Source organism: Lysobacter stagni (genome assembly GCF_030053425.1).
Classification (GTDB): domain Bacteria; phylum Pseudomonadota; class Gammaproteobacteria; order Xanthomonadales; family Xanthomonadaceae; genus Lysobacter_J; species Lysobacter_J stagni.
This window is the reverse complement of sequence record NZ_JASGBI010000001.1, coordinates 2,605,737-2,625,457: the sequence shown is the minus strand read 5'-3', so window position 1 is coordinate 2,625,457 and position 19,721 is coordinate 2,605,737. Positions and strand designations below refer to the sequence as shown.

The following is a 19,721-nucleotide window of genomic DNA, read 5'->3' as shown; positions in this document are numbered from 1 at the left end:
GTTCAGTCCGGGACGCACGACCGGTATCGCAGCAAGGAGCCTTGACCCGTGAACGACCTGATTCCCCTCGCCCAGGCCCACTGCCTGGCCCGCCGCGGCAGCGAGCATCGCCTCAGCGAAGCGCGCGTGCGCGAGCTGTTGCCCGAGGTTCCCGGCTGGGAAGTGGTGGAGGACGGCCATGCGATCTCCAAGACGTTCCACTTCGCCAACTATTACGAAACCATGGCATTCGTCAACGCGCTGGCATTCATGGCCCATCGCGAAGACCACCATCCGGACCTGGGCGTCCACTACAACCGCTGCGTCGTGCGCTATTCCACCCATGACGTCGGCGGGCTGAGCGAGAACGACTTCATATGCGCCGCCAAGGCCGAAAGCCTGTTGTCCTGATTCCCGCATCCGCATACGCGAGGCCGCACGCATGAGCACGCTTCCCCGCATCGCCCCCTTCACTGCCATCGTCCTGGCGCTGGCGGCGTGCCAGCCGGCGCAACCGCCCGCCCCGCCGGTACCGACCACCGAACTGCTCGCCGTGGACACGCCGCCGCCGTCGTACCCGGAGGAACTGCTCTGCGACAACGTCGGTGGACAGGTCGTTCTGCAGTTGAGCATCGGAACGGATGGACGGCCGGCATCGGTCGAAGTGTTCCGTGGCAGTGGCGTGGCGGCCCTGGACAAGGCCGCACTGGAAGGCGTACGCGGTTGGCGCTTCAAGCCGGCCACACGCGACGGCCAGCCGCTGACGAGCAAACTGCAGGTTCCGGTGAACTTCCATCCACCGCAGGTGCGGCCGCAGTCGTGCTTCGCGCTGGACGAGCAGCGCCGCCGCAGCGGCGGTTGATGCGCGTCAGGCCAGGCGGTCGAGCACGTCGATCAGCTCCGGTGCCAGCGGCGCGTTGAGCAGGTACGGCGCCTTGCCGCCGTCCAGCGCGAATTCCAGCGTCGAGGCGTGCAGGAACAGGCGCTTCAGCCCGGCCTGATCGCGCAGCCGCTTGTTGGCGTCGACATCGCCGTACTTGTCGTCCCCGGCGATGGGGTGGCCGATGTGCTGCGCATGCACGCGGATCTGGTGGGTGCGGCCGGTCTCGATGCGCACTTCGCAGTACGACTGCCCGCCGCGGCGCTCAAGCACGCGGAAATGGCTGAGCGACGGCTTGCCGGCCGGGTTCACCTGGACGTGGCGTTCGCCGCCCTGGCGCAGGCCGATGTGCAGCGGCGCGTCCACGGTCATCACGCCGTCCGGCATGCGGCCGGTCAGCAGGGCCAGGTAACGCTTGGCAATGCCGCCGTCCTCGCGCATCAGCGCCTGCAGCTCGGTCAGGGCCGAACGCTTCTTGGCGACCACCAGCAGACCCGAGGTGTCCCGGTCGAGCCGGTGGACGAGCTCCAGCGTCTGGTTCGGACGCAGCGCACGCAGGGATTCGATGGCCCCATGGCTGATGCCACTGCCGCCATGGCTGGCCAGCCCCGAGGGCTTGTTCAGCACCAGCAGGCGTGCGTCCTCGAACACGATCGCAGCTTCCAGGGCGTCCAGCAGCCCCTTGGGCGGCGTGGGCCGGTCGCCGGCCTCGGCAACGCGCACCGGCGGGATCCGTACCTCGTCCCCGCCTTCCAGCTTGCGCTCGGCCTTGGCCCGGCCCCCGTTCACGCGGACCTGTCCGGACCGGACCAGCTTGTAGACCAGCGAACGCGGGGCGCCCTTGAGCTGGCCCAGCAGGAAGTTGTCCAGCCGTTGGCCGGCCCGTTCGTCAGGCACGCGGACGGTACGGACCTGACGGTCGTCGGCGCCGGGCCGGGGGGCCTGGCCGGTCTTGGGTGGGGCTGAATGGGTCATCCGGCGGGGGTTATCTGTTACACTCGCGACGCGAGATAAGGTTTTGATTTCGCAGGAAGTTGCACACCAGTGGCCGAAAGCCCTTTCCTGCGATTCCGGTCCGCGTCTAACCACTGCCCCCGGGGTAGCCATGTTAGCAGCGATGGCCCGGCGGAACCGGACCTCGCCCAGCGGGTCAAACCGCTGCGATGAACAACGTCCCGTGCGGCGTCCGCGCCGCCGGCCCCTAGCTGTCAGGAAAGAAACAATTAAAGCGCTCCCGCGGCGTGCCGTGGTGTCGTAGCGCTGGAAAACTTGAAGCCGGCGCGCCAGGGCTTTCCGGGCGCTGGCCGGCTTGCGGTATCCAGAAGCGAAACGCCCACGGCGTTCCGCGGCTGCAGGACGCGTTGCGTTCTGCGCCGACCACGCGCAGGAGCGCGCGAGGAACGCAACAATGAAGCGAATGCTGATCAACGCGACGCAGGCGGAAGAACTGCGCGTCGCCATCGTCGACGGCCAGACCCTGTACGACATCGACATCGAACAGCCGTCGAAGGAACAGAAGAAGTCCAACATCTACAAAGGCAAGATCACCCGCCTCGAGCCCTCGCTCGAAGCAGCCTTCGTCGAGTACGGCGGCGAGCGTCACGGCTTCCTGCCGCTGAAGGAGATCTCCCGCGATTACTTCCAGGCCGGCGTCGACCACAACAAGGCGACGATCCGCGAACTGCTGCGTGAAGGCCAGGAAATCGTCGTCCAGGTGGACAAGGAAGAACGCGGCAACAAGGGCGCTGCCCTGACCACGTTCATCTCGCTGGCTGGCCGCTACATGGTGCTGATGCCCAACTCGCCCACTGCCGGTGGCGTGTCGCGTCGCATCGAGGGCGAAGACCGCGCAGAGCTCAAGCGCGCCATGGACGCGCTGAACATCCCCGACGACATGGGCGTGATCATCCGCACCGCCGGCGTCGGCCGCGATGCGGAAGAACTGCAGTGGGACCTGGACTACCTGCTCCAGGTCTGGAAGTCCGTCGCCGAAGCCGCGCTGACCAAGCCCGGCCCGTTCCTGATCTACCAGGAATCGCGCCTGATCATCCGTGCGCTGCGCGACTACATGCGCCCCGACATCGGCGAGATCCTCGTCGATACGCCGGAGATGTACGCCGAGGCGCGCGACTTCGTCGAGCAGGTGATGCCGCACAACCTGCGCAAGCTCAAGCACTACACCGACGACACGCCGCTGTTCAACCGCTTCCAGATCGAATCGCAGATCGAGAACGCGTACGAGCGCGAAGTGCGCCTGCCCTCCGGCGGCGCGCTGGTGATCGACCAGACCGAGGCGCTGACCGCCATCGACGTGAACTCGGCGCGCGCCACCAAGGGCGGCGACATCGAGGAAACGGCGTTCAACACCAACCTGGAAGCGGCCGAGGAAGTGGCCCGCCAGATGCGCCTGCGCGACCTGGGCGGCCTGGTGGTGATCGACTTCATCGACATGGCCAGCAACAAGCACCAGCGCGATGTCGAGAACCGCCTGGCGCATGCGCTCAAGCAGGACCGTGCACGCGTGCAGATCGGTCGCATCTCGCGCTTCGGCCTGCTCGAACTGAGCCGCCAGCGCCTGCGTCCGTCGCTGGGCGAATCCAGCCAGATCGTCTGCCCGCGCTGCGAAGGCCACGGCCGCATGCGCAGCGTCGAGTCGCTGTCGCTGTCGATCCTGCGACTGGCCGAAGAGCACGCGATGAAGGAGAACACCGGCCAGGTGCTGGTGCAGGCTCCGACCGAGATCGCCAATTACCTGCTCAACGAAAAGCGCCGCGCGCTCAGCGAAATCGAGAAGCGCCACGACGCGCCCATCGTCATCGTCGCCGACGAGCAGCTGCACACCCCGCACTACGACGTCACGCGCATCCGCGAGAACGAGCTGGGCGAGGAATCCAACAAGCCCAGCTACCAGCGCGGCACCCCGCGCAAGCTGCCCACGCATGCGCTGACCAAGGCCAACCTCAACATCCCGGCGCTGCCGGCGGTGACCAACGTCAAGCCGGCCCAGCCCGCGCCGATGCGCGAGCCGCGCGAGCAGGCCGCCGCTCCGGCACTTGCGCCCGCCCCCGTCGTGGCGACGCCGACGCATTCGGTCGGTGTGGTCGAGCGCATCCTGCGCTTCTTCCGTGGCGGCAGTGCGCCGATCGCCGTCGAACCGGCGCCGACCGGCCGACCGCAGGACCAGCGCGGTGGCCGCGGCGAGCGTGGCGATCGCAACGCACAGCGTCGCGAGGGTCGCGACAACCGCAACGGCAAGCAGGGCCGCGATGGCCGCCGTGACGATCAGCCGCGTCGCGAGGAACAGCGTCGCGAGAAGGGTCAGCAGCAGCCACAGCAGCAAAAGCAGCCCAAGCCGCAGGAACAGCAGAAGCAGCAGGGCAAGCAGCAGCAGGAATCGCAGCGGCAGCAGAAGCAGCCCCAGCAGCAGAAGCAACCGCAACAGCAACCGCAGCAGGCCCAGGCCGAGCCGCGTGCGCCGCAGTCGCAGCCGCAGCCGCAGAACGCGGTAGAGAACGCGCCGCGTCCGCCTCGCAACGAGCCCAAGCCGGACGTGACGCCGGCCACCGATGCCGCAGCGATCGCGATGGTCGCACCGGCCGTGGTCGCCGCGGCTGCCACGCCCGCCGCAACGCCAGTCGCCGAACCCGCGGCCGAAACCGCACCGGGTGCGGGCACACCCCCGGGCGATACGCCGCATGCCGAGACCGGTGAGGGTGGAAGCCGTCGCCGTCGTGGTCGTCGGGGTGGACGCCGCCGCCGTCGTGGCGGCGGTGGTGAAGCGGCTGCAGGTTCGGAAGATGCAACGCTGCACGACGACGCCCTGGGCCTGGACGACGACGACGACCAGCACGACGACGTCGAGCCGATGGCCGCGACGTCGGCCACGCCGCGCTCGCAGCCGGAGTTCGACTTCGACGACGAAGTGGAGCCCGTTCGCGCGTCGGCGCCGAGCGCCCCTGCTTCTCCGGCGCCTGTCGTGACCCCGGCCGCACCCACCGTCACGCCGGCGCACGCCGCCGTTGCGGCCGTGGCCGCCAGCGTGATCGCCCCTGCTGCCGCGGCTGCCGTCGAGAGCACGCCGGACGTCCCGGCGCCCGCAGTGACCGCGCCGGCCGAGATGTCGGCGGAAATCACGCCGGAGCCGGCCGTGGTCGTCGAGCCGCCGGTCGTGCTGCCGGAACCGGTGCCCGCACCGGAAAAGGTGCAGGCCCCGGAAGTGATCGAGCCGGCACCGCAGGAAGATGCGGAACCCGCTCGCGATGCGGTCGAATCGGCCGATTCGCGCCCGACCGTTGCCTCGGCAGCGGCGGTGACGGAAGCGCCGCGCACGCCGGGCCTGTTCGATTCGCTGCCCTCGCCCAGCCCCGTCGTCGAAGCGACGCCGGCGGAAGCGGCGGTGATCGGCCAGTCGGAGGGCAATGCGGATGCCGCCGTGGAGAGCGACACCGACGAATCCACGCCGGCCGATGCCGCCGCCCTCGAGCACGCGCACCTCGCCGAGCAGCGTGAGCAGGAGCACAAGCAGGAACAGGGCCACGCCTGAGTTCCCGCCGTCGCGATGCGATGAATCACTGGCCGCCTTCGGGCGGCCAGTGTGTTTTCAGGCTGGTGATGCGATCGAGCGCCATCGCTGGGTGCGCGGGTGCGTCGCGGTTCCCGCGGATGTGCCGCTTCGTCAGATCGCCTGGGTCGGATCGATCACGCCGTAACGACTGGCCAGTCGCGCAAGCGCGATGGTGTCGTGGATCTCCAGCTTCTCGAACAGGCGCGTCTTGTGCGTGTTCACGGTCTTGGCGCTCAGGCTCAGGCGCTTGGCGATATCGTCCTGGCGCAGCCCCTGGACCAGCAGCAGGGCGATCTCCATCTCGCGCGGCGAAAGCAGATCGAACGGCGAGCCGTCGCCATCGATGCCCGCGAGCGCCATGCTCTGCGCGATGCCACTGGCCAGGAAACGCCGGCCGCGCGCGACCTCGCGTATCGCACGCAGCAGCTCGCCGGCATCCCCGCCCTTGCCCACGTAACCCGATGCGCCCGCTTCCAGCAGGCGTTTGGGCATCGGACCGTCCTGCAGCACCGAGACGATGATGACGCGCGTACCGTGGTCGCCCTTGACCACGCGCTCGGTGACTTCCAGACCACTCAATCCGGGCAGATGCAGATCGCACAGGACGACGTCGGGCTTGAGCCTGCGGATCAGCGGCATGGCCTCTTCGCCGCTTTCCACATCGCCCACGACTTCGATGTCGGTCTCGCCCGACAGGATCATGCGCATGCCGGTCCGCACCAGCGAATGGTCGTCCACGATGAACACCCGGATCGTCATCCCTTTCTCCCTTCCATCGCGCCGCACTGGGCGCCGGTACCCGACAGGGCTTTCGGCCCATGCCCAACCCTGAATTGGGGTACAAACTGAACCGATTCTAATGGGGGTGTTCGCGATGCGCCGAGTTGCCAGTGCCGTCTTCACGATCCTTTTTCTCGCCTCGCCTTCCGCGCCGGTCCTTGCGCGGGACGCCGCCCGGGCTCAAATCCCCGCCGCCCAATGGCTGGGCGACGTGCAGTCCATCGCCGCGGCCGGGGACGACGTCGGGCGCCGTGCCGCGATCACCGCACGCCTGGACACGCTGGGCCTGGAATGGAAAACGCTGGCCTTCGACGCAAAACAGCGCCCGGGCGAGAACCTGTATGCCGAGGTCGCCGGCCCCGCCGGTGCGCCACTTCTGCTGATCGGCGCGCATTCGGATCGCGTCGCCGTGGGCGATGGCGCCACCGACAACGCATCGGGCAGCGCGACCGTGCTCGCGCTCGCACAGCGCTTCAAGCAGCGCCCCCTGCAGCACCATCGCGTCGCAGTCGCCTTCTGGGACCTGGAGGAAGCCGGTCTGCTCGGCTCCAAGGCCTTCGTCGCCGACGGCAAGACGCGCCCTGCCCTGTACGTCAATTTCGACGTCTTCGGCTGGGGCGACACGCTGTGGATGATGGCGCCCACCGATGCGCAGGCGACGCTGGTCCAGGGCAGTCGCACCGCGTCGCAGGGCAATCGCCTGCAACTGGTGAGTGGCGAGCAGTACCCGCCGACCGATCACCTTCCGTTCCTCGCCGCAGGCTGGCCGGCCGTGTCGTACTCACTGGTGGGCCGTGATGAAGCCGCGCTGGTGCTGGATGCGTATGCCGGCAAGAAGCTCGCGCAGCCGCCGAAGGTGATGCAGGTGATCCATTCCGACCGCGACCGCGTCGACCAGATCGATGCCGCCGCGGTCGCACGCGGCGTGGACGCCGTCGAGCAGGCGCTGCGCGAGTGGGACGCGCAGGCCGGTGCGGGCGGGGCGGTCACGTCCGCGTCCGGAAACGGCGAGTAAGGTTTCGCGGCGAGTGACAGCATCGCGTCCCTCACCGACACCGGAGCGACCATGAGTTCCAACGCCGAGCACGCCGCCCTCTTCCGTCGACTGCACACCGAAGGCGTGCTGCGTCTGGCCAACGCGTGGGACGCCGGCTCCGCGCGCCTGATCGAAACCCTCGGCGCGAAGGCCATCGCCACCACGAGCGCGGGCCTGGCCTGGAGCCGCGGTTATTCCGACGGCGACACCCTGCCCTTCGCGCATCTGCAGACGGCGGTGGCGGAGATTGCGCGCGTCGTGCGCGTGCCGCTCACCGTCGACATGGAAGGTGGCTATTCGGACGAGCCGGCCGCCGTCGCCGATCACGTCGAACGACTGGTCGGCCTGGGCGTGGTCGGCATCAACCTGGAAGATGGCGCGGGCACACCGGAGGCGCTGTGCGCGAAGATCGTCGCGATCCGCGAGATCGCCGCGCGCAACGGTTTCGATGTGTTCGTCAACGCGCGCACCGACGTATACCTGCGCGGACTCGCACCGCCGGAGCAGCGCGTGGCGACCGTGCTCGAACGCGCCGCGCGCTATCGCGAGGCGGGCGCCGATGGCCTGTTCGTGCCGGGCGTGACCGAGGCCGACGACATCCGCGGCATCGCCAATGGTGCGGGTCTGCCGCTCAATGTCCTGTTGCGTGCCGCATTGCCGCCGATCGAAGCACTGGAAGCCCTGGGCGTGGCTCGCCTGAGTGCCGGTTCGGACCTGGCCGAGGCCGCGTTCGGGCAGACGCGCGCACTGGCCGCCGCTTTCCTCGCCGACGGTCGCGCCGGCCCCGGCCCGCGCTCGGCATACGGCGAACTCAACGCGCTGTTCACTCCGCGCGACTGACACCATCGGTGGCTTTGCCGCGTGCGGCGGATGCGCGCGCGATCGACGGGCTATCCTTGCAGCGCCGATCCGGAACACGGAGTTCCCATGCACGCCTCTCCCACCTTCGACGCCTTCCGCATCCACAACGACGCCGACGGCTACCGCAGCGGCGTCGAAGCGATCGCACTGGACGACCTCGCGCCGGGCGAAGTCGTCATCCGCGTGGCCTTTTCGTCCGTCAACTTCAAGGACGCGCTGGCCGGCACCGGCCAGGGCAAGATCCTGCGGCGTTTCCCGCTGGTCGGCGGCATCGACGTGGCCGGACATGTGGTCGCGTCCACCGATGCGTCCTTCCGCGAAGGCGATGAAGTCCTCGTCACCGGCTGCGGCCTCAGCGAAACCCGCGACGGTGGCTACAGCCAGTACGCGCGACTGGAATCGAAGTGGGTCATCCCGCTGCCGAAGGGGCTGGGCCTGCGCGAGAGCATGATCCTGGGCACCGCGGGCTTCACCGCCGCGCTCGCGCTGTTCCGCATGCGCGAGAACCGCCAGACGCCCGACCTCGGTCCGCTGGCTGTCACCGGCGCCACGGGCGGCGTGGGCTCGCTGGCGGTCGACATCTTCAGCCGCGCGGGTTTCGAAGTGCATGCGATCAGTGGCAAAGCCGAGCATGCCGACTACCTGAAGGCACTGGGCGCCACGCAGGTGCTGGGGCGCGACGCACTCGCCACCACCCGTCCGATGGAATCGGCGCGCTTCGGCGGCGGCCTGGACAACGTGGGCGGGGCCATGCTCGCCAGCCTGCTGGCGCAGACCACGCCCTATGGCAACGTCGCCAGCGCCGGCCTGGCCGCATCGGCGGACCTGGGCACCACGGTCATGCCCTTCATCATCCGCGGCGTGTCGCTGCTGGGCGTGGCCTCCGCCGGTACCGCCCGCGACGTACGCGAAGCGGTCTGGCAACACCTGGCCGACGACTGGAAACCCCGCCACCTCGATCGCATCTGCACGCGGGAGGTCGGCCTGTCCCAGTTGCCCGAGGTCTTCGCCACGATGCTGGCCGGCGGATCCTTCGGCCGCACTCTGGTCGTGATCTGACGCACGTCCTGCATCGCCGGATACGACCGGGGCGCGTGCCGACTGTTGCTACCGCCATGCCGCTGGCTACAATCGCGCCAGGTCCAGGGGGAAACATATGGCGCGCATTCTGATCGTCGACGACTCGCCGTCGCAGTTGATGGGCATCCGGCGCATTGTCGAGAAACTCGGCCACGAAGCACTCACCGCCGAGGATGGTGCGGCCGGGGTGGAAGCGGCCAAGCGCGAACTTCCGGACATGATCCTGATGGACGTGGTCATGCCCAACCTCAACGGTTTCCAGGCTACGCGCTCGATCACGCGCGACCCGACCACCTCGCACATCCCGGTCGTGCTGGTCACCACCAAGGACCAGGACACCGACCGTGTGTGGGGCATGCGCCAGGGCGCGAAGGCCTACATCACCAAGCCCTTCAGCGAGACCGACCTGTCCGACGTGATCGGCCAGGTCATGAAGGTCTGACCGGGGCTACCGCAGTACGCGACTGACGGCCTCGACGACGATCGCGAAGGCTGTCACGTCCGGTAACCCAGAGGAAGCAGATGGCGTCGCGTATCGCGCGCGACGCGTTCGGGCCTTACGGAACCACCCGTCTCAGGCGCGACGCCAGTCGTTGCCGAAGGCCTCGCGCATGCGTTCGTAGGCCTCGCGCTGCGCATCGTTGTGGGCGCGCGGCGCCAGCACTTCCAGTTCGACGATCTGATCGCCCGGCGGGTGCTTGCCCGACGGATCGTTGGGCAGACCGCGTCCGCGCAGGCGCAGCTTGCGGCCCGCCTCCGAGTTGGCGGGAATCTTCAACTCCACCGCACCGCCCAGCGTGGGCACGCTCACCGTCGCGCCCAGTGCGGCTTCCCACGGCGCGATGGGCAACACGTGGATCACGTTGCGGCCGTCCACCTCGAACTGGGGATTGGCGGCGTACTCGATTTCCAGCAGCAGGTCGCCATGTGCGCCCTGCCCGGCCAGCCGGATCACCTGACCGGGGCGGATGCCCTTGGGCACGCGCACGTCCAATGTCCGGTTGTTGACCGAGATGCGCACGCTGCCGCCCTCGTAAACCGTCTCCAGCGCGACGGCGAGCTTGGCGCGGGAATCGCCGCGCGGCTGCGGACCGCGTTGTCCACTGAAACCACCACTTCGGCCGAACAGGCTTTCGAAGAAGTCGCTGAACCCACCGCCTGCACCGCCACCGGCGAAGATCTCCTCGAAATCCACGCCGCCGCCGTAGCCGTTGCCACCGAAGCCGCCCGGCGGAGGCTGCACCTCGTCGCCGGGACGGTAGCCGCGCGCGCGCAGCTGATCGTAGGCGGCGCGCTTCTGCGGATCGCGCAGCGCTTCGTACGCCTCGTTGATGGCCTTGAACTTTTCCTCCGCACCGGCTTCCTTGCTGACATCGGGGTGGTACTTGCGCGCAAGGCGCCGGTACGCCGTCTTGATCTCGGCTTCACCCGCGCTGGACTCCACGCCCAGGGTTTCGTAGTAATCCTTGAACTGCATGAATCGTCCCGTCCGGAGGTGCCGGCCCCGTCATGGCCGCAGGCACGGGAGGTTAACGCATCGGCGGCGACGACACCGCGATGCGAGCTTTGACGCCATCGCAGCGGCCGACGTCTAGAATCGTCGGAACCCTTCCACAGGACGCCCCCATGACCATCCAGATCGGCGAACGCATTCCCGAAGTCCCGCTGCAGCGCATTCGTGAGGGCGTCGAGACCATCGACACCAACGCGCTGTTCGAGGGCCGCAACATCGTGCTGTTCGCCGTGCCTGGCGCGTTCACGCCGACCTGTTCGGAAAAGCACCTGCCCGGCTTCGTGCAGCATTTCGACGAGTTCCGCAGCCGCGGCATCGAGGTCGCGTGCATGGCGGTGAACGACCCCTTCGTCATGCAGGCCTGGGGCCAGAGCCAGCACGTGCCCGACGGCCTGATGATGCTGGCCGACGGCAACGGCGACTTCGCCCGCGCGCTTGGCCTGGAACTGGACGCCAGCGCCTACGGCATGGGCCGCCGCGCCAAGCGCTTCGCGCTGTACGCGCAGGACGGCGTGGTGAAACTGCTCAACATCGAAGCGCCGGGCGAGTTCCGCGTGTCGTCCGCCGAGCACATCCTCGAGCAGCTCAAGCACCTGTAACGCACGCACGGGTCAGCGCAACACGCTGAACCCCAGGCTCGACCACGCACCGCTGTCGGCGAGCGCGGTGAGCGTATGCTCGCCCGCCTCGCCGAAGTCGTGCACGAACGGCGTCTGCCCTGCGGATTCGCCGATCTGCCTGCCATCGAGCAACCAGCGGATGCGCGCCTCGCTGCCGAGCGCGCGCAGCGACAGGCGCACGGCATGCGCGCTGCCCGGTGCGGGTGCGAGCGTCGCGCGATCGGCCAGGCCTTCGATTCGCAGTTCCTCGGCGGCATCGCGCCCGTCGGCGGAGCAGTCGGGCGACAACGCCGGCAGTCGCGAGGCGCGGCGCGCATCGACCGCCAGCCAAGGTGAGGCCAATGCCGGCCAGCGCGCCAGCTCGCGCCATTCGCGTTCGTGCGGGCGCGAACACTCGGCCGACAGACGCAGGCCGCTGCGCCGATCCACTTCGAAACGCTCGATGCCCACGTTCCACAGACGTGCATCGCGTTCGGCGAACGTGGGCGGCACGACGTCGTCGAGCGTCCAGGCTTGCCGCCGCTTGCGGCACAGCTGCGGCGCCTGCGGGTCCGGCGGCAGTCCCAGCGGCCAGCACACCTCCACGCGCGTCACGTTCGGCGGCGGTGTGGCGGGCACGGCATCGCCGCGCGCGCGCGGCAGGCTGTCGATCACTTCGAACAGCAGCGGCAGCGCGGTGACCGCGCCGTACTGCCCGGGCAACGGCGTGCCGTCCGGGCGCCCGACCCACACGCCGACCGTGTACCGGCGCGTGCTGCCCAGCGCCCATGCGTCGCGGTAGCCGTAGCTGGTTCCGGTCTTCCAGGCCACGCGGGGCCGCCCGCTCGGATCGAACGTGTCGGCGGCGGTGCCGGGGCGCGGGTTGGCTTCGAGCATCTCGCGCACGATCCACGCCGCCCCTGGCGAGAGCAATCGACGGTCCACGCGCGGTGCATCCGGCGTGTAACGCACGCGTCCGGCGACGCCATTGCGGTTGAGCGCCGCGTACGCACCAACCAGGTCTTCCAGGCGCGCACCGGTGCCACCCAGGATCATCGACAGGTTGGGCGTCGCGCCATCGGGCCAGCGCAGTCGGATGCCAGCGTGCGCCAGACGCGCCGAGAAGCGTGCGGGCCCGACGCGATCGAGCAGGTCCACCGCGGGGACGTTGAGCGACAGCCGCAACGCCTCGGCCGCGCCCACCGGCCCGTTGAACGCCATGTCGAAATTCCCGGGGCGGTAATCGCCAAAGGATTGCGGCGCATCCACCAGCAGGCTTTCGGAGTGGATCAAGCCGTCGTCCAGCGCCAATCCATACAGGAAGGGCTTCAAGGTGGAGCCGGGCGAACGCCAGGCGCGCACCATGTCCACGTGCCCAAGGCGCGCGGTGTCGCCGAACACCACCGAGCCCACATAGGCACGGGCCTCCAGCGTTTCGTTGTCGACCACGAGCAAGGCGGCGGAGGTGCGTTCGGGCAGCCCTGAGAAATACGCGGCGACGCGTTCTTCGAGCGTGCGCTGCAGTTCCAGGTCCACGGTGGAGGTCACGCGTACGGCGCGCGGGTGTTCCGATCTCAACCGCTGCGCAAGCAACGGTGCGTGGCGCGGCGGCTGCAGCGAACGCGCCACCACCGGTTCGATGCGGGCATCGCGCACCTGTTCCGGCGTCCACACGCCAAGGCGTTGCATGCGTGCCAGCACCTTGTCGCGTGCGACGCGGGCGCGCTCGGGTTCGCGATCCGGCCGCAGGCGGCTGGGCGATTGCGGCAACACGGCCAGCAGTGCGGCTTCGGCATGCGACAGCCGCGACGCGGGCTTGCCCAGGTAGGCCCAGCTCGCCGCTTCGACTCCTTCGACGGTGCCGCCGAACGGCGCGCGGTTGAGGTACAGCGACAGGATCTCGCGCTTGGACAGATGCACTTCCAGCTGGATGGCGCGCAGCAACTGGCGCAGCTTGCGAAGCGGCGAACGCGCAGCCGGGCGGCCCGGCGCATCGAGGATGCGCCCGACCTGCATGGTGAGCGTGGACCCGCCCGAGACGACCCGCCCGCTGCGCGCCCACTGTCCGGCAGCGCGCAGCAGCGCCACCGGGTTGATGCCCGGATGCCGCCAGAACCAGCGGTCCTCGTAGTTCAGCAACGCGTGCAGGTACAGCGGCGACACCTGCTCCGGCGTGACGGGATAGCGCCAGATCCCGCCGGCATCGGCGAAGGCGCGCAATGGAACGCCGTCGGCCGAGACCACCACCGCGCCGGCGTCCTGCTGCGTCGGCAGCGGCAACGGGAAGGCAAGGTCGGCCAGCATCGCGACGTTGAGCGACAACAGCACGAACAGGCAGACCTTGAGCGTGCGCCGATACCGCCCGTGCGGCGTGCGCTGCTTCGTGCTCTGGCTTGCCTTGCTCATGTCGCCAACGCCAACACAGTCGTTACTCGATTCGATTTGCCGGGAACGCAGTCCATGCCCACGCGCGCGACATGCGTTGGAATGCACGCCGCGCTCGCTGCCTCACCTGCCCGGCTGCGTCACCGTCAACGTGGCCGGAGTCGCCTTGCCGACGCCGCGCAGGTCGGGGCGGTACATGTCCTCCACCAGCGACGGCGGCACCGTGTAGGTGCCGGGCGTCACAGCGCGGACCAGGTAGAACACGCGCGCCGTGTCGCCGACCTCCAGCTTGAGCGCAGCGACATAACGGTCGTCGCGGAACTCTTCGTGGCGCACGTCGGCGGCTTCGTCGCGGTCGCTGATCTCGATGCCATCGATGACCACGCCGGCCCACTGCTTGCCGTCGCCGAGGTTGAAGTTCTCGATCTCCAGGCCCGCCGGCAGCAGGTCGGTGAGCAGCGCATCGGGCATCGGTCGGCTGGCCTGCACGCTGACCTGCACGATCAGCGCGTCGCCCTCCTCCAGCGTGCCGCCCGTCCACGCTTTTCCGTCGGTGGTGAAGTAGCGGCGCACGACCTTGATGACCGATTCATCCGCAGGCGGCGCCGTGCGCGGCACGCCGGCGACCTCAAGGGAGGCGTACAGCGGCGGCTCGCCCTTGGGCGTGAAGCTGACGCCGCGCGCCATCGCCGCGTGGTCGAACAGGCGGCCGATGAATCGTGCGGATGTCGCCTCGGTGGTGGCGTCGCCCACCTTCCACTGTCCCGACAGCTCCTTGCCCTGGTCGGCCATCAACGCCTTGCCCAGGCGTGCCAGCGCAACCTGCTCCTGCGTGCTCAGCCACAGCCAGCCGCGATTGCGACGCGCATCGAGTTCACGGCCCAGCGAGACCGCACGCGCATCGAATTCCGGCGTGGCCAGGTGGTGCTCGTGCACCAGCGCGATCATCAGCGCATCGTCGCGCAGACGGCTGCCGTAATCGCCGAGGTACTCGGGGCGGTCGGCCGTGTCGCGTGCGAACCCTTCGGCGATGGCCTTGCGACCGCGCGCCTTGTCGCCCTGCAACGACAGCGCGATGCCCAGGTGAACCAGCGGCAAGCCGGTCAGGCTGTTCTTGCGTTCGTTGTCGTAGAGCGCACGCAGCGTGCCCAGCGGTGCGCGGTTCACCCGCGCCAGCGCATAGCCGGCGTAGGCCTGATAGGCGAACTTCATGTGTTCGCGCCGGTCGTAGCCGAAGAAGGGTGCGCCGCCGGACAGCAGGTCCTCGTTGAGCACCTTCAGCGCCTTCTGCAGCATCGACTCCGGCACCGCGAAACCCGCCTCACGCGCATCGAGCAGGAACTCGACGACATACGGGGTGATCAGCGGGTTGACGTAATCGCCATCGCCCCACATCGAGAAATGGCCGGATCCGATCTGCATCGCCGCCAGGCGACCGAACGCGCCTTCCATGCGTGCGCGGCGCTTGCCGGTGTCCAGGCCGGTCGTGCCGAGCATCTTCGCGGTGGCGTCGTCGAGTTCGAGCGCCGCGAACCCCTTGCTGGTGGTCTGCTCCGCGCAGCCGTACGGGTATTCCAGCGCGCCCTGCAGCGCGGAGGCGAACGGAATCGGCGGCAATGCGCTGACCGACAGCCGTGCGTTGACCGAGTCGGCCATCAACCCGTCGGCCAGATCCGCATCCAGCGCGATCGCGCCCAGCGAATCCAGCACGCGCGTCCGCGCACGCATCACCGAGGGCCATGCCGGGCGCACCGGTACGTCGTAGCGGCGATCGACCTGGTAGCCGTTGCCTTCCACGCGCACGCGCACCTGCGCGGTCGAATACCCTTCGCGCGCCTGCAGCGGGAAGGTGTAGGTGGTCTTGGCATCCACGCCGAGCGATGCCGTGCGCGTGCCCTCGCCCACCGACACCGGCCCTTCGCCCGACACCTGCACCTTGAACGATCCGGCGCGACCGGTGAAGTTCTGCACGTCCAGGGTCACGTTGCTGCGGTCGCCGGGGGCCAGCACGCGCGGGACGCTGGCCTCGGCCAGCACCGGCGCGCGCACGATCGTTTCGCGATCACGGATGCCGTACGTGCCCCCGGCATACACCAGCGCCGAGACACGCAACGTGCCGTTGAAGTCCGGCACGTCCAGGCGCACGCGTGCGTTGCCCTTCGCATCCAGTTTCACCGGGCCGGCGAACAGGTCCACCGTCTGCACCTTCGCGGTCGGACGGCGCGCCTGCGGCAGGGCGTCCAGTGCCATGTCGCCGCCGAAGCGGATCTTCGCCACATCGCCCTCGAAGCTTTCGATCACGCGGCCGTAGACGTCGTACGCGTCCACGCCCAGGCGTCGCTGCGCGAAGAAATGCGCGGCCGCGTCGGGCACGGGGAAGCGCGTGATGTTGAGGATGCCCACGTCGACCGCGGACACGGTGACCCAGGCATCGCGTCCGGCCAGCTGCGGCACGCTGACGGTGACGGGGAGCGCGCGTTCCGGCTGCATCGAACCGGGCAGCGACAGGCCCACCGCCACCTTGCGGTCGCGACGGTCCATCGGAACATGCGCCACGCCGACGGCGCGCGCCGGCGTGATCCTGCTGGGCGCGCTGCCACCACGGAACACCAGCGCGGTGACATACACGTCGTGGCGTTCCCAGTCCTTCGTCACCGGGATCTCGAACGTGCTGCCGGCCTTCGCCTCGATGTCCTGCACGAACAACATGCGGTCGCTCTCCACCATCAGCAGGCCCTTGCCTGCGTGCGGCGGCGTGAGCGTCACCTTGAGCGTGTCGCCCGCGCGATAGGCGGTCTTGTCGAGCGCGAGCTTGACCTTGTCCGGTCGCGCGTCGAGACCGCGGTTCTCGTCGCTCCAGCTCCAGCCGGCGGTGAACGGATAACGCGTCGTCAGCTTCGTGGCGGGGTCGAAGACGTCGAGGCGGTAATCGCCCCACTCCACCGGGAAATGCAGGCGCGCGGGCGCGCTGCCGGCATCCAGCGTGCGCGTTTCGATGTCCTCGTAGCGACGGGTGAACTCGTAGTCCCAGCCGTCGTCGCCGTGGCTCCAGTGATAGTCGCGGTGCTCGCGCACGAGCGTGACACGCAGACCCTTCGCAGGACGGGGCTTGCCGTCGCTGCCCACGCGCAGGATCTCGAAACCGGCGTTGGCGTCGGCGTCCGTGCCTTCCTTGTCGTCGAACAGCGGGCGCACGCCCACCAGCGCTCCCGCGGGCCACAGCACGCGCTTGAGGCTGCGATTGACGCTGCGGCCGCCGGTTTCGTACACGCTGCCGGTGACGATGGCCGCGATGGGACTGACCGGCTTGGCCTCGCTCGGCAGCGCGATGTCCTGCTGCAGCTTGCCCTGCGCATCGAGCTTGTCGTCGATGACGTCGTTGGCTTCCTTGGGCAACGTGAGCGTGGGATCGCCGAAGAAATAGCCGGGCAGCGAGTCCAGTGGATGCTGTTCCACCGCCACGGCAAGCTTGGCGGTGAAGCGGTTGCCCGCGGCCGGCGCGCCATAGAGATAGGCACCGTCGACGCTCAGCTTCAACGGCTCGCCGGGCGCGAGCAGCGCCGGCGCATCGAGGTCGAGCTTGAGCCGTTCCGGAAGGAACTCCTCGATACGCAGGGTCATGCCCTGCACGGCGTCCTTGCTGGACGGATCGGTGCGGAACTCCACGCGCCAACGGCCAGTCGCGGCATCGGCGGGAATCGCCTGCGCATGGCGCACGTAACCCTGCGCGTCGGGCTGCAGGCGCGTTTCCAGGAAGGTTTTGCCGTCGGGCTGCACATAGCGCAGGAACACCGGCTGCTGCGCCTTGCCGGCCTTGGGCACGATGGGCTGTCCGTCCTGGTCGCGCAGCAGCGCCGACACACGGACGGTTTCGCCGGGACGATAGAGGTCGCGGCCGGACCAGGCGAAGACGTCGAACCAGGCCTGTTCGCGCCCGCTCACGGCGAACTCGGACAGGTCCAGCGCAGGCTGGTTGAACGGCAGCATCGAAACATCGCGGCCCTTCTGCGCGACCAGCACGTGGTCGGCGTCCAGGCGATACCGAAGCAGCGCGTTGCCGTTACCGTCCGTCTCACCCTTGAGCACGACCTCGCCCTTGGCGTCGAGCACCCTCAGTTCGACACCCGATACCGAGGCGCCCGACTGCAGCGATGCCACGTGCACGAACAGCGTGTCCTTGTAGGCGCGCGCATGCAGGCCCAGGTCGCTGACGGTGAAGAACGCGGTTTCGTACTCGTCCTGGAACTGGCCTGCGCGCTTCATCACCGCGAAGTACAGGCCCGGTTCCTGCAATTCGCGGACATCCTGCACGGGCAGATAGGTCAGCACGCGTTCGTTGGGCTTTCCGCCCAGCACGAAGCGGTTGACATAGGCGGGCTCGGCCAGCCGTTCCAGCGGTGTCTTGTCGCTGTAGTCGCTGCCCAGTTCCCAGCTGCCGCGACGTCCGCCGCGCTGGTACTGCGTGAAGAAGCGCGATAGTTCCTTCTCGCGCACGCGCAGGAACTCGACGTCGACTTCGGGCACGTTGACCGACACCACCGGCAAGCCGCGGCTTTCCCGTGCGGGCAACACGCTGCCCTGCGAGGCGAAGCCGACCACCGGGTCGAGCGGGCCGGTGTAGACGTCCTTGCGGATCTCGCGAGGGAGGCGCTCGCCGGATGCCGCCGTCAGGCCCGCCTTGATCGTGACTACATAGTCCTTGCTGGCCTCCACGTGCGGGAAGCGCAACACCTTGGCGTCGTCCGACAACACCCAGCCGCCCTTCACCGCGCCCCCGTCCTTGACGCTGACGGCGATGAGGTCGTCGAAGGACTGGGTGTCGACCAGTGGACGGCTGAATTCCAGTGCGATGGCGAGCGCGTCGTCGCCCTTCTGGTCGGGATATGCGGCAACCAGCGCGAAGCCCTGCACCGTTTCCCTGGGCGTGCTGATGGCCTCTCCGCTGACCTTGGGCAGCTGGCCGTCGGCGTCGCGTTTGCAGGCAACGCCCGACAACGCCAACAGTGCGATGACGGCCAGCCGGAACAGCAGGCGGGCGTTGACGATTCCTTCCGGTCCGGACGTGCGCTTCATGCGGGCTCCCCAGTGTCGCAACGAGTATAGGAGTCCGCGTTGAAAGCCGTAATCAAGATTTTTTTCGCACTCGGCTGCAGCAGGCGCGTGACATCATGGCGCGCCGACCGCCCGCGCCCGACACCCCGCACGCCATGACGCTGACCGACCTCTATCTGTACCCGCTCAAGTCCTGCGCACCGCTGGCGGTCGAACAGGCGGCGGTCGAGCCGCGCGGCCTGGCCGGCGACCGGCGCTGGATGATCGTGGACGCAACGGACCGCTTCATCACCGGTCGCCAGTTCCCGCGGATCACCCTCATCCGGGCCCGGCCGGACGAACGCGGCCTGGTACTGGATGCGCCCGGGATGCCGTCGCTCCAAGTCGAGCCGCCGCGCAACGCAGCCCACAGGTTCGTGGAAGTCTGGAAGGAGCCGGTACCGGCCGCCGAGGCCGCCCCGGAGGCCGCCCGCTGGTTGAGCGAGTACCTGGGCACCGACGCGCGACTGGTGCACATGGACGACTCCATGGTCCGCCTTATGGACCCGGCCTGCTCGCGCGAGGGGGACATCGTGTCCTTCGCCGACAGCTGCCCGCTGATGCTCATCGGCAGCGCATCGCTGGACCTGCTCAACACCCGGCTGGATGCACCGGTCGGGATGACCCGTTTCCGTCCGAACCTCGTGGTCGGCACGGCCCTCGCGCATGCGGAAGACGACTGGACCCGCATTCGAATCGGCGAGGTCGAGTTCGATGTGGCGAAAGCGTGCACGCGGTGCAACTTCGTCAACATCGATCCGGCGACGGGCGAGAAGTCGGCCGACGGCCAGCCGCTGAAGACCCTGACCACCTACCGCCGGTTCGAGGCGGGCGTGAATTTCGGCGTGCACCTGATTCCCCGCTCGCCCGGCATGCTGCATCGCGGCGACCGCCTGACGGTGCTTGAAACGCGCTGAACCCATTCCCGGGCGCGAAGCCCAGGCATGCCGTTG

The 19,721-nt window shown here is 68.8% G+C and carries 14 protein-coding genes; 9 read left to right on the top strand and 5 right to left on the bottom strand.

Annotated features, from left to right (window positions below; all coding sequences use genetic code 11):
* Positions 1-48: 48 nt before the first annotated feature.
* Complete coding sequence (locus tag QLQ15_RS12185) at positions 49-390, top strand: 4a-hydroxytetrahydrobiopterin dehydratase (RefSeq protein WP_283213036.1); 342 nt, start codon at positions 49-51, stop codon at positions 388-390.
* Positions 391-421: 31 nt separating this feature from the next.
* On the top strand, positions 422-841 hold the full coding sequence (locus tag QLQ15_RS12180) for an energy transducer TonB (RefSeq protein ID WP_283213035.1): 420 nt from the start codon (positions 422-424) through the stop codon (positions 839-841).
* 6 nt (positions 842-847) lie between these two features.
* Here the strand turns inward: QLQ15_RS12180 and QLQ15_RS12175 are convergent, their stop codons facing one another.
* The gene (locus QLQ15_RS12175; protein WP_283213034.1) at positions 848-1,834 is read right to left on the bottom strand and encodes an RluA family pseudouridine synthase; all 987 of its coding nucleotides are present in this window, start codon (positions 1,832-1,834) and stop codon (positions 848-850) included.
* 433 nt (positions 1,835-2,267) lie between these two features.
* On the opposite strand from QLQ15_RS12175, the gene rne reads away from it, so the two are divergent.
* The gene (gene rne / locus QLQ15_RS12170; protein WP_283213033.1) at positions 2,268-5,402 is read left to right on the top strand and encodes a ribonuclease E; all 3,135 of its coding nucleotides are present in this window, start codon (positions 2,268-2,270) and stop codon (positions 5,400-5,402) included.
* A 132-nt stretch (positions 5,403-5,534) separates the two neighbouring features.
* Here rne and QLQ15_RS12165 read toward each other — a convergent pair whose 3' ends face one another.
* Positions 5,535-6,182, bottom strand: coding sequence for a response regulator (locus QLQ15_RS12165; protein WP_283213032.1), 648 nt, complete (start codon positions 6,180-6,182; stop codon positions 5,535-5,537).
* Positions 6,183-6,414: 232 nt separating this feature from the next.
* On the opposite strand from QLQ15_RS12165, the gene QLQ15_RS12160 reads away from it, so the two are divergent.
* The 4 genes from QLQ15_RS12160 (at position 6,415) to pilH (ending at position 9,622) form a co-directional block, all read left to right on the top strand.
* Positions 6,415-7,218 carry a M28 family metallopeptidase gene (locus QLQ15_RS12160; RefSeq protein ID WP_283213031.1) on the top strand — a complete coding sequence of 268 codons (804 nt, stop codon included), beginning with the start codon at positions 6,415-6,417 and terminating at the stop codon, positions 7,216-7,218.
* Between the two features lie 51 nt (positions 7,219-7,269).
* Entirely contained in the window at positions 7,270-8,079 is an 810-nt protein-coding gene (locus QLQ15_RS12155) for an isocitrate lyase/PEP mutase family protein (protein ID WP_283213030.1), read from the top strand.
* A gap of 87 nt (positions 8,080-8,166) precedes the next feature.
* Positions 8,167-9,159, top strand: coding sequence for an acrylyl-CoA reductase family protein (locus tag QLQ15_RS12150; protein ID WP_283213029.1), 993 nt, complete (start codon positions 8,167-8,169; stop codon positions 9,157-9,159).
* A 97-nt stretch (positions 9,160-9,256) separates the two neighbouring features.
* Positions 9,257-9,622 carry a twitching motility response regulator PilH gene (pilH, locus tag QLQ15_RS12145; RefSeq protein ID WP_283213028.1) on the top strand — a complete coding sequence of 122 codons (366 nt, stop codon included), beginning with the start codon at positions 9,257-9,259 and terminating at the stop codon, positions 9,620-9,622.
* 132 nt (positions 9,623-9,754) lie between these two features.
* On the opposite strand, the gene QLQ15_RS12140 is transcribed toward pilH, so the two are convergent.
* Positions 9,755-10,657, bottom strand: a complete 903-nt coding sequence (locus QLQ15_RS12140; RefSeq protein WP_283213027.1) for a DnaJ C-terminal domain-containing protein — start codon at positions 10,655-10,657, stop codon at positions 9,755-9,757.
* 149 nt (positions 10,658-10,806) lie between these two features.
* Here QLQ15_RS12140 and QLQ15_RS12135 point away from each other — a divergent pair, with 149 nt between their 5' ends.
* The gene (locus tag QLQ15_RS12135; protein WP_283213026.1) at positions 10,807-11,292 is read left to right on the top strand and encodes a peroxiredoxin; all 486 of its coding nucleotides are present in this window, start codon (positions 10,807-10,809) and stop codon (positions 11,290-11,292) included.
* A 12-nt stretch (positions 11,293-11,304) separates the two neighbouring features.
* On the opposite strand, the gene pbpC is transcribed toward QLQ15_RS12135, so the two are convergent.
* Complete coding sequence (gene pbpC, locus QLQ15_RS12130; protein WP_283213025.1) at positions 11,305-13,698, bottom strand: penicillin-binding protein 1C; 2,394 nt, start codon at positions 13,696-13,698, stop codon at positions 11,305-11,307.
* 102 nt (positions 13,699-13,800) lie between these two features.
* On the bottom strand, positions 13,801-18,750 hold the full coding sequence (locus QLQ15_RS12125; RefSeq protein ID WP_283213024.1) for an alpha-2-macroglobulin family protein: 4,950 nt from the start codon (positions 18,748-18,750) through the stop codon (positions 13,801-13,803).
* A gap of 95 nt (positions 18,751-18,845) precedes the next feature.
* On the opposite strand from QLQ15_RS12125, the gene QLQ15_RS12120 reads away from it, so the two are divergent.
* Positions 18,846-19,685, top strand: a complete 840-nt coding sequence (locus tag QLQ15_RS12120; protein WP_283213023.1) for an MOSC domain-containing protein — start codon at positions 18,846-18,848, stop codon at positions 19,683-19,685.
* The last annotated feature ends 36 nt before the right edge of the window (positions 19,686-19,721 follow it).

Excerpts from the sequence above, each read along its gene's own strand:
- QLQ15_RS12180 (WP_283213035.1), top strand. The coding sequence starts at position 422 with ATGAGCACGCTTCCCCGCATCGCCCCCTTCACTGCCATCGTCCTGGCG.
- QLQ15_RS12175 (WP_283213034.1), bottom strand. The coding sequence starts at position 1,834 with ATGACCCATTCAGCCCCACCCAAGACCGGCCAGGCCCCCCGGCCCGGC.
- rne (WP_283213033.1), top strand. The coding sequence starts at position 2,268 with ATGAAGCGAATGCTGATCAACGCGACGCAGGCGGAAGAACTGCGCGTC.
- QLQ15_RS12165 (WP_283213032.1), bottom strand. The coding sequence starts at position 6,182 with ATGACGATCCGGGTGTTCATCGTGGACGACCATTCGCTGGTGCGGACC.
- QLQ15_RS12155 (WP_283213030.1), top strand. The coding sequence starts at position 7,270 with ATGAGTTCCAACGCCGAGCACGCCGCCCTCTTCCGTCGACTGCACACC.
- QLQ15_RS12150 (WP_283213029.1), top strand. The coding sequence starts at position 8,167 with ATGCACGCCTCTCCCACCTTCGACGCCTTCCGCATCCACAACGACGCC.
- pilH (WP_283213028.1), top strand. The coding sequence starts at position 9,257 with ATGGCGCGCATTCTGATCGTCGACGACTCGCCGTCGCAGTTGATGGGC.
- QLQ15_RS12140 (WP_283213027.1), bottom strand. The coding sequence starts at position 10,657 with ATGCAGTTCAAGGATTACTACGAAACCCTGGGCGTGGAGTCCAGCGCG.
- QLQ15_RS12135 (WP_283213026.1), top strand. The coding sequence starts at position 10,807 with ATGACCATCCAGATCGGCGAACGCATTCCCGAAGTCCCGCTGCAGCGC.
- pbpC (WP_283213025.1), bottom strand. The coding sequence starts at position 13,698 with ATGAGCAAGGCAAGCCAGAGCACGAAGCAGCGCACGCCGCACGGGCGG.
- QLQ15_RS12125 (WP_283213024.1), bottom strand. The coding sequence starts at position 18,750 with ATGAAGCGCACGTCCGGACCGGAAGGAATCGTCAACGCCCGCCTGCTG.
- QLQ15_RS12120 (WP_283213023.1), top strand. The coding sequence starts at position 18,846 with ATGGCGCGCCGACCGCCCGCGCCCGACACCCCGCACGCCATGACGCTG.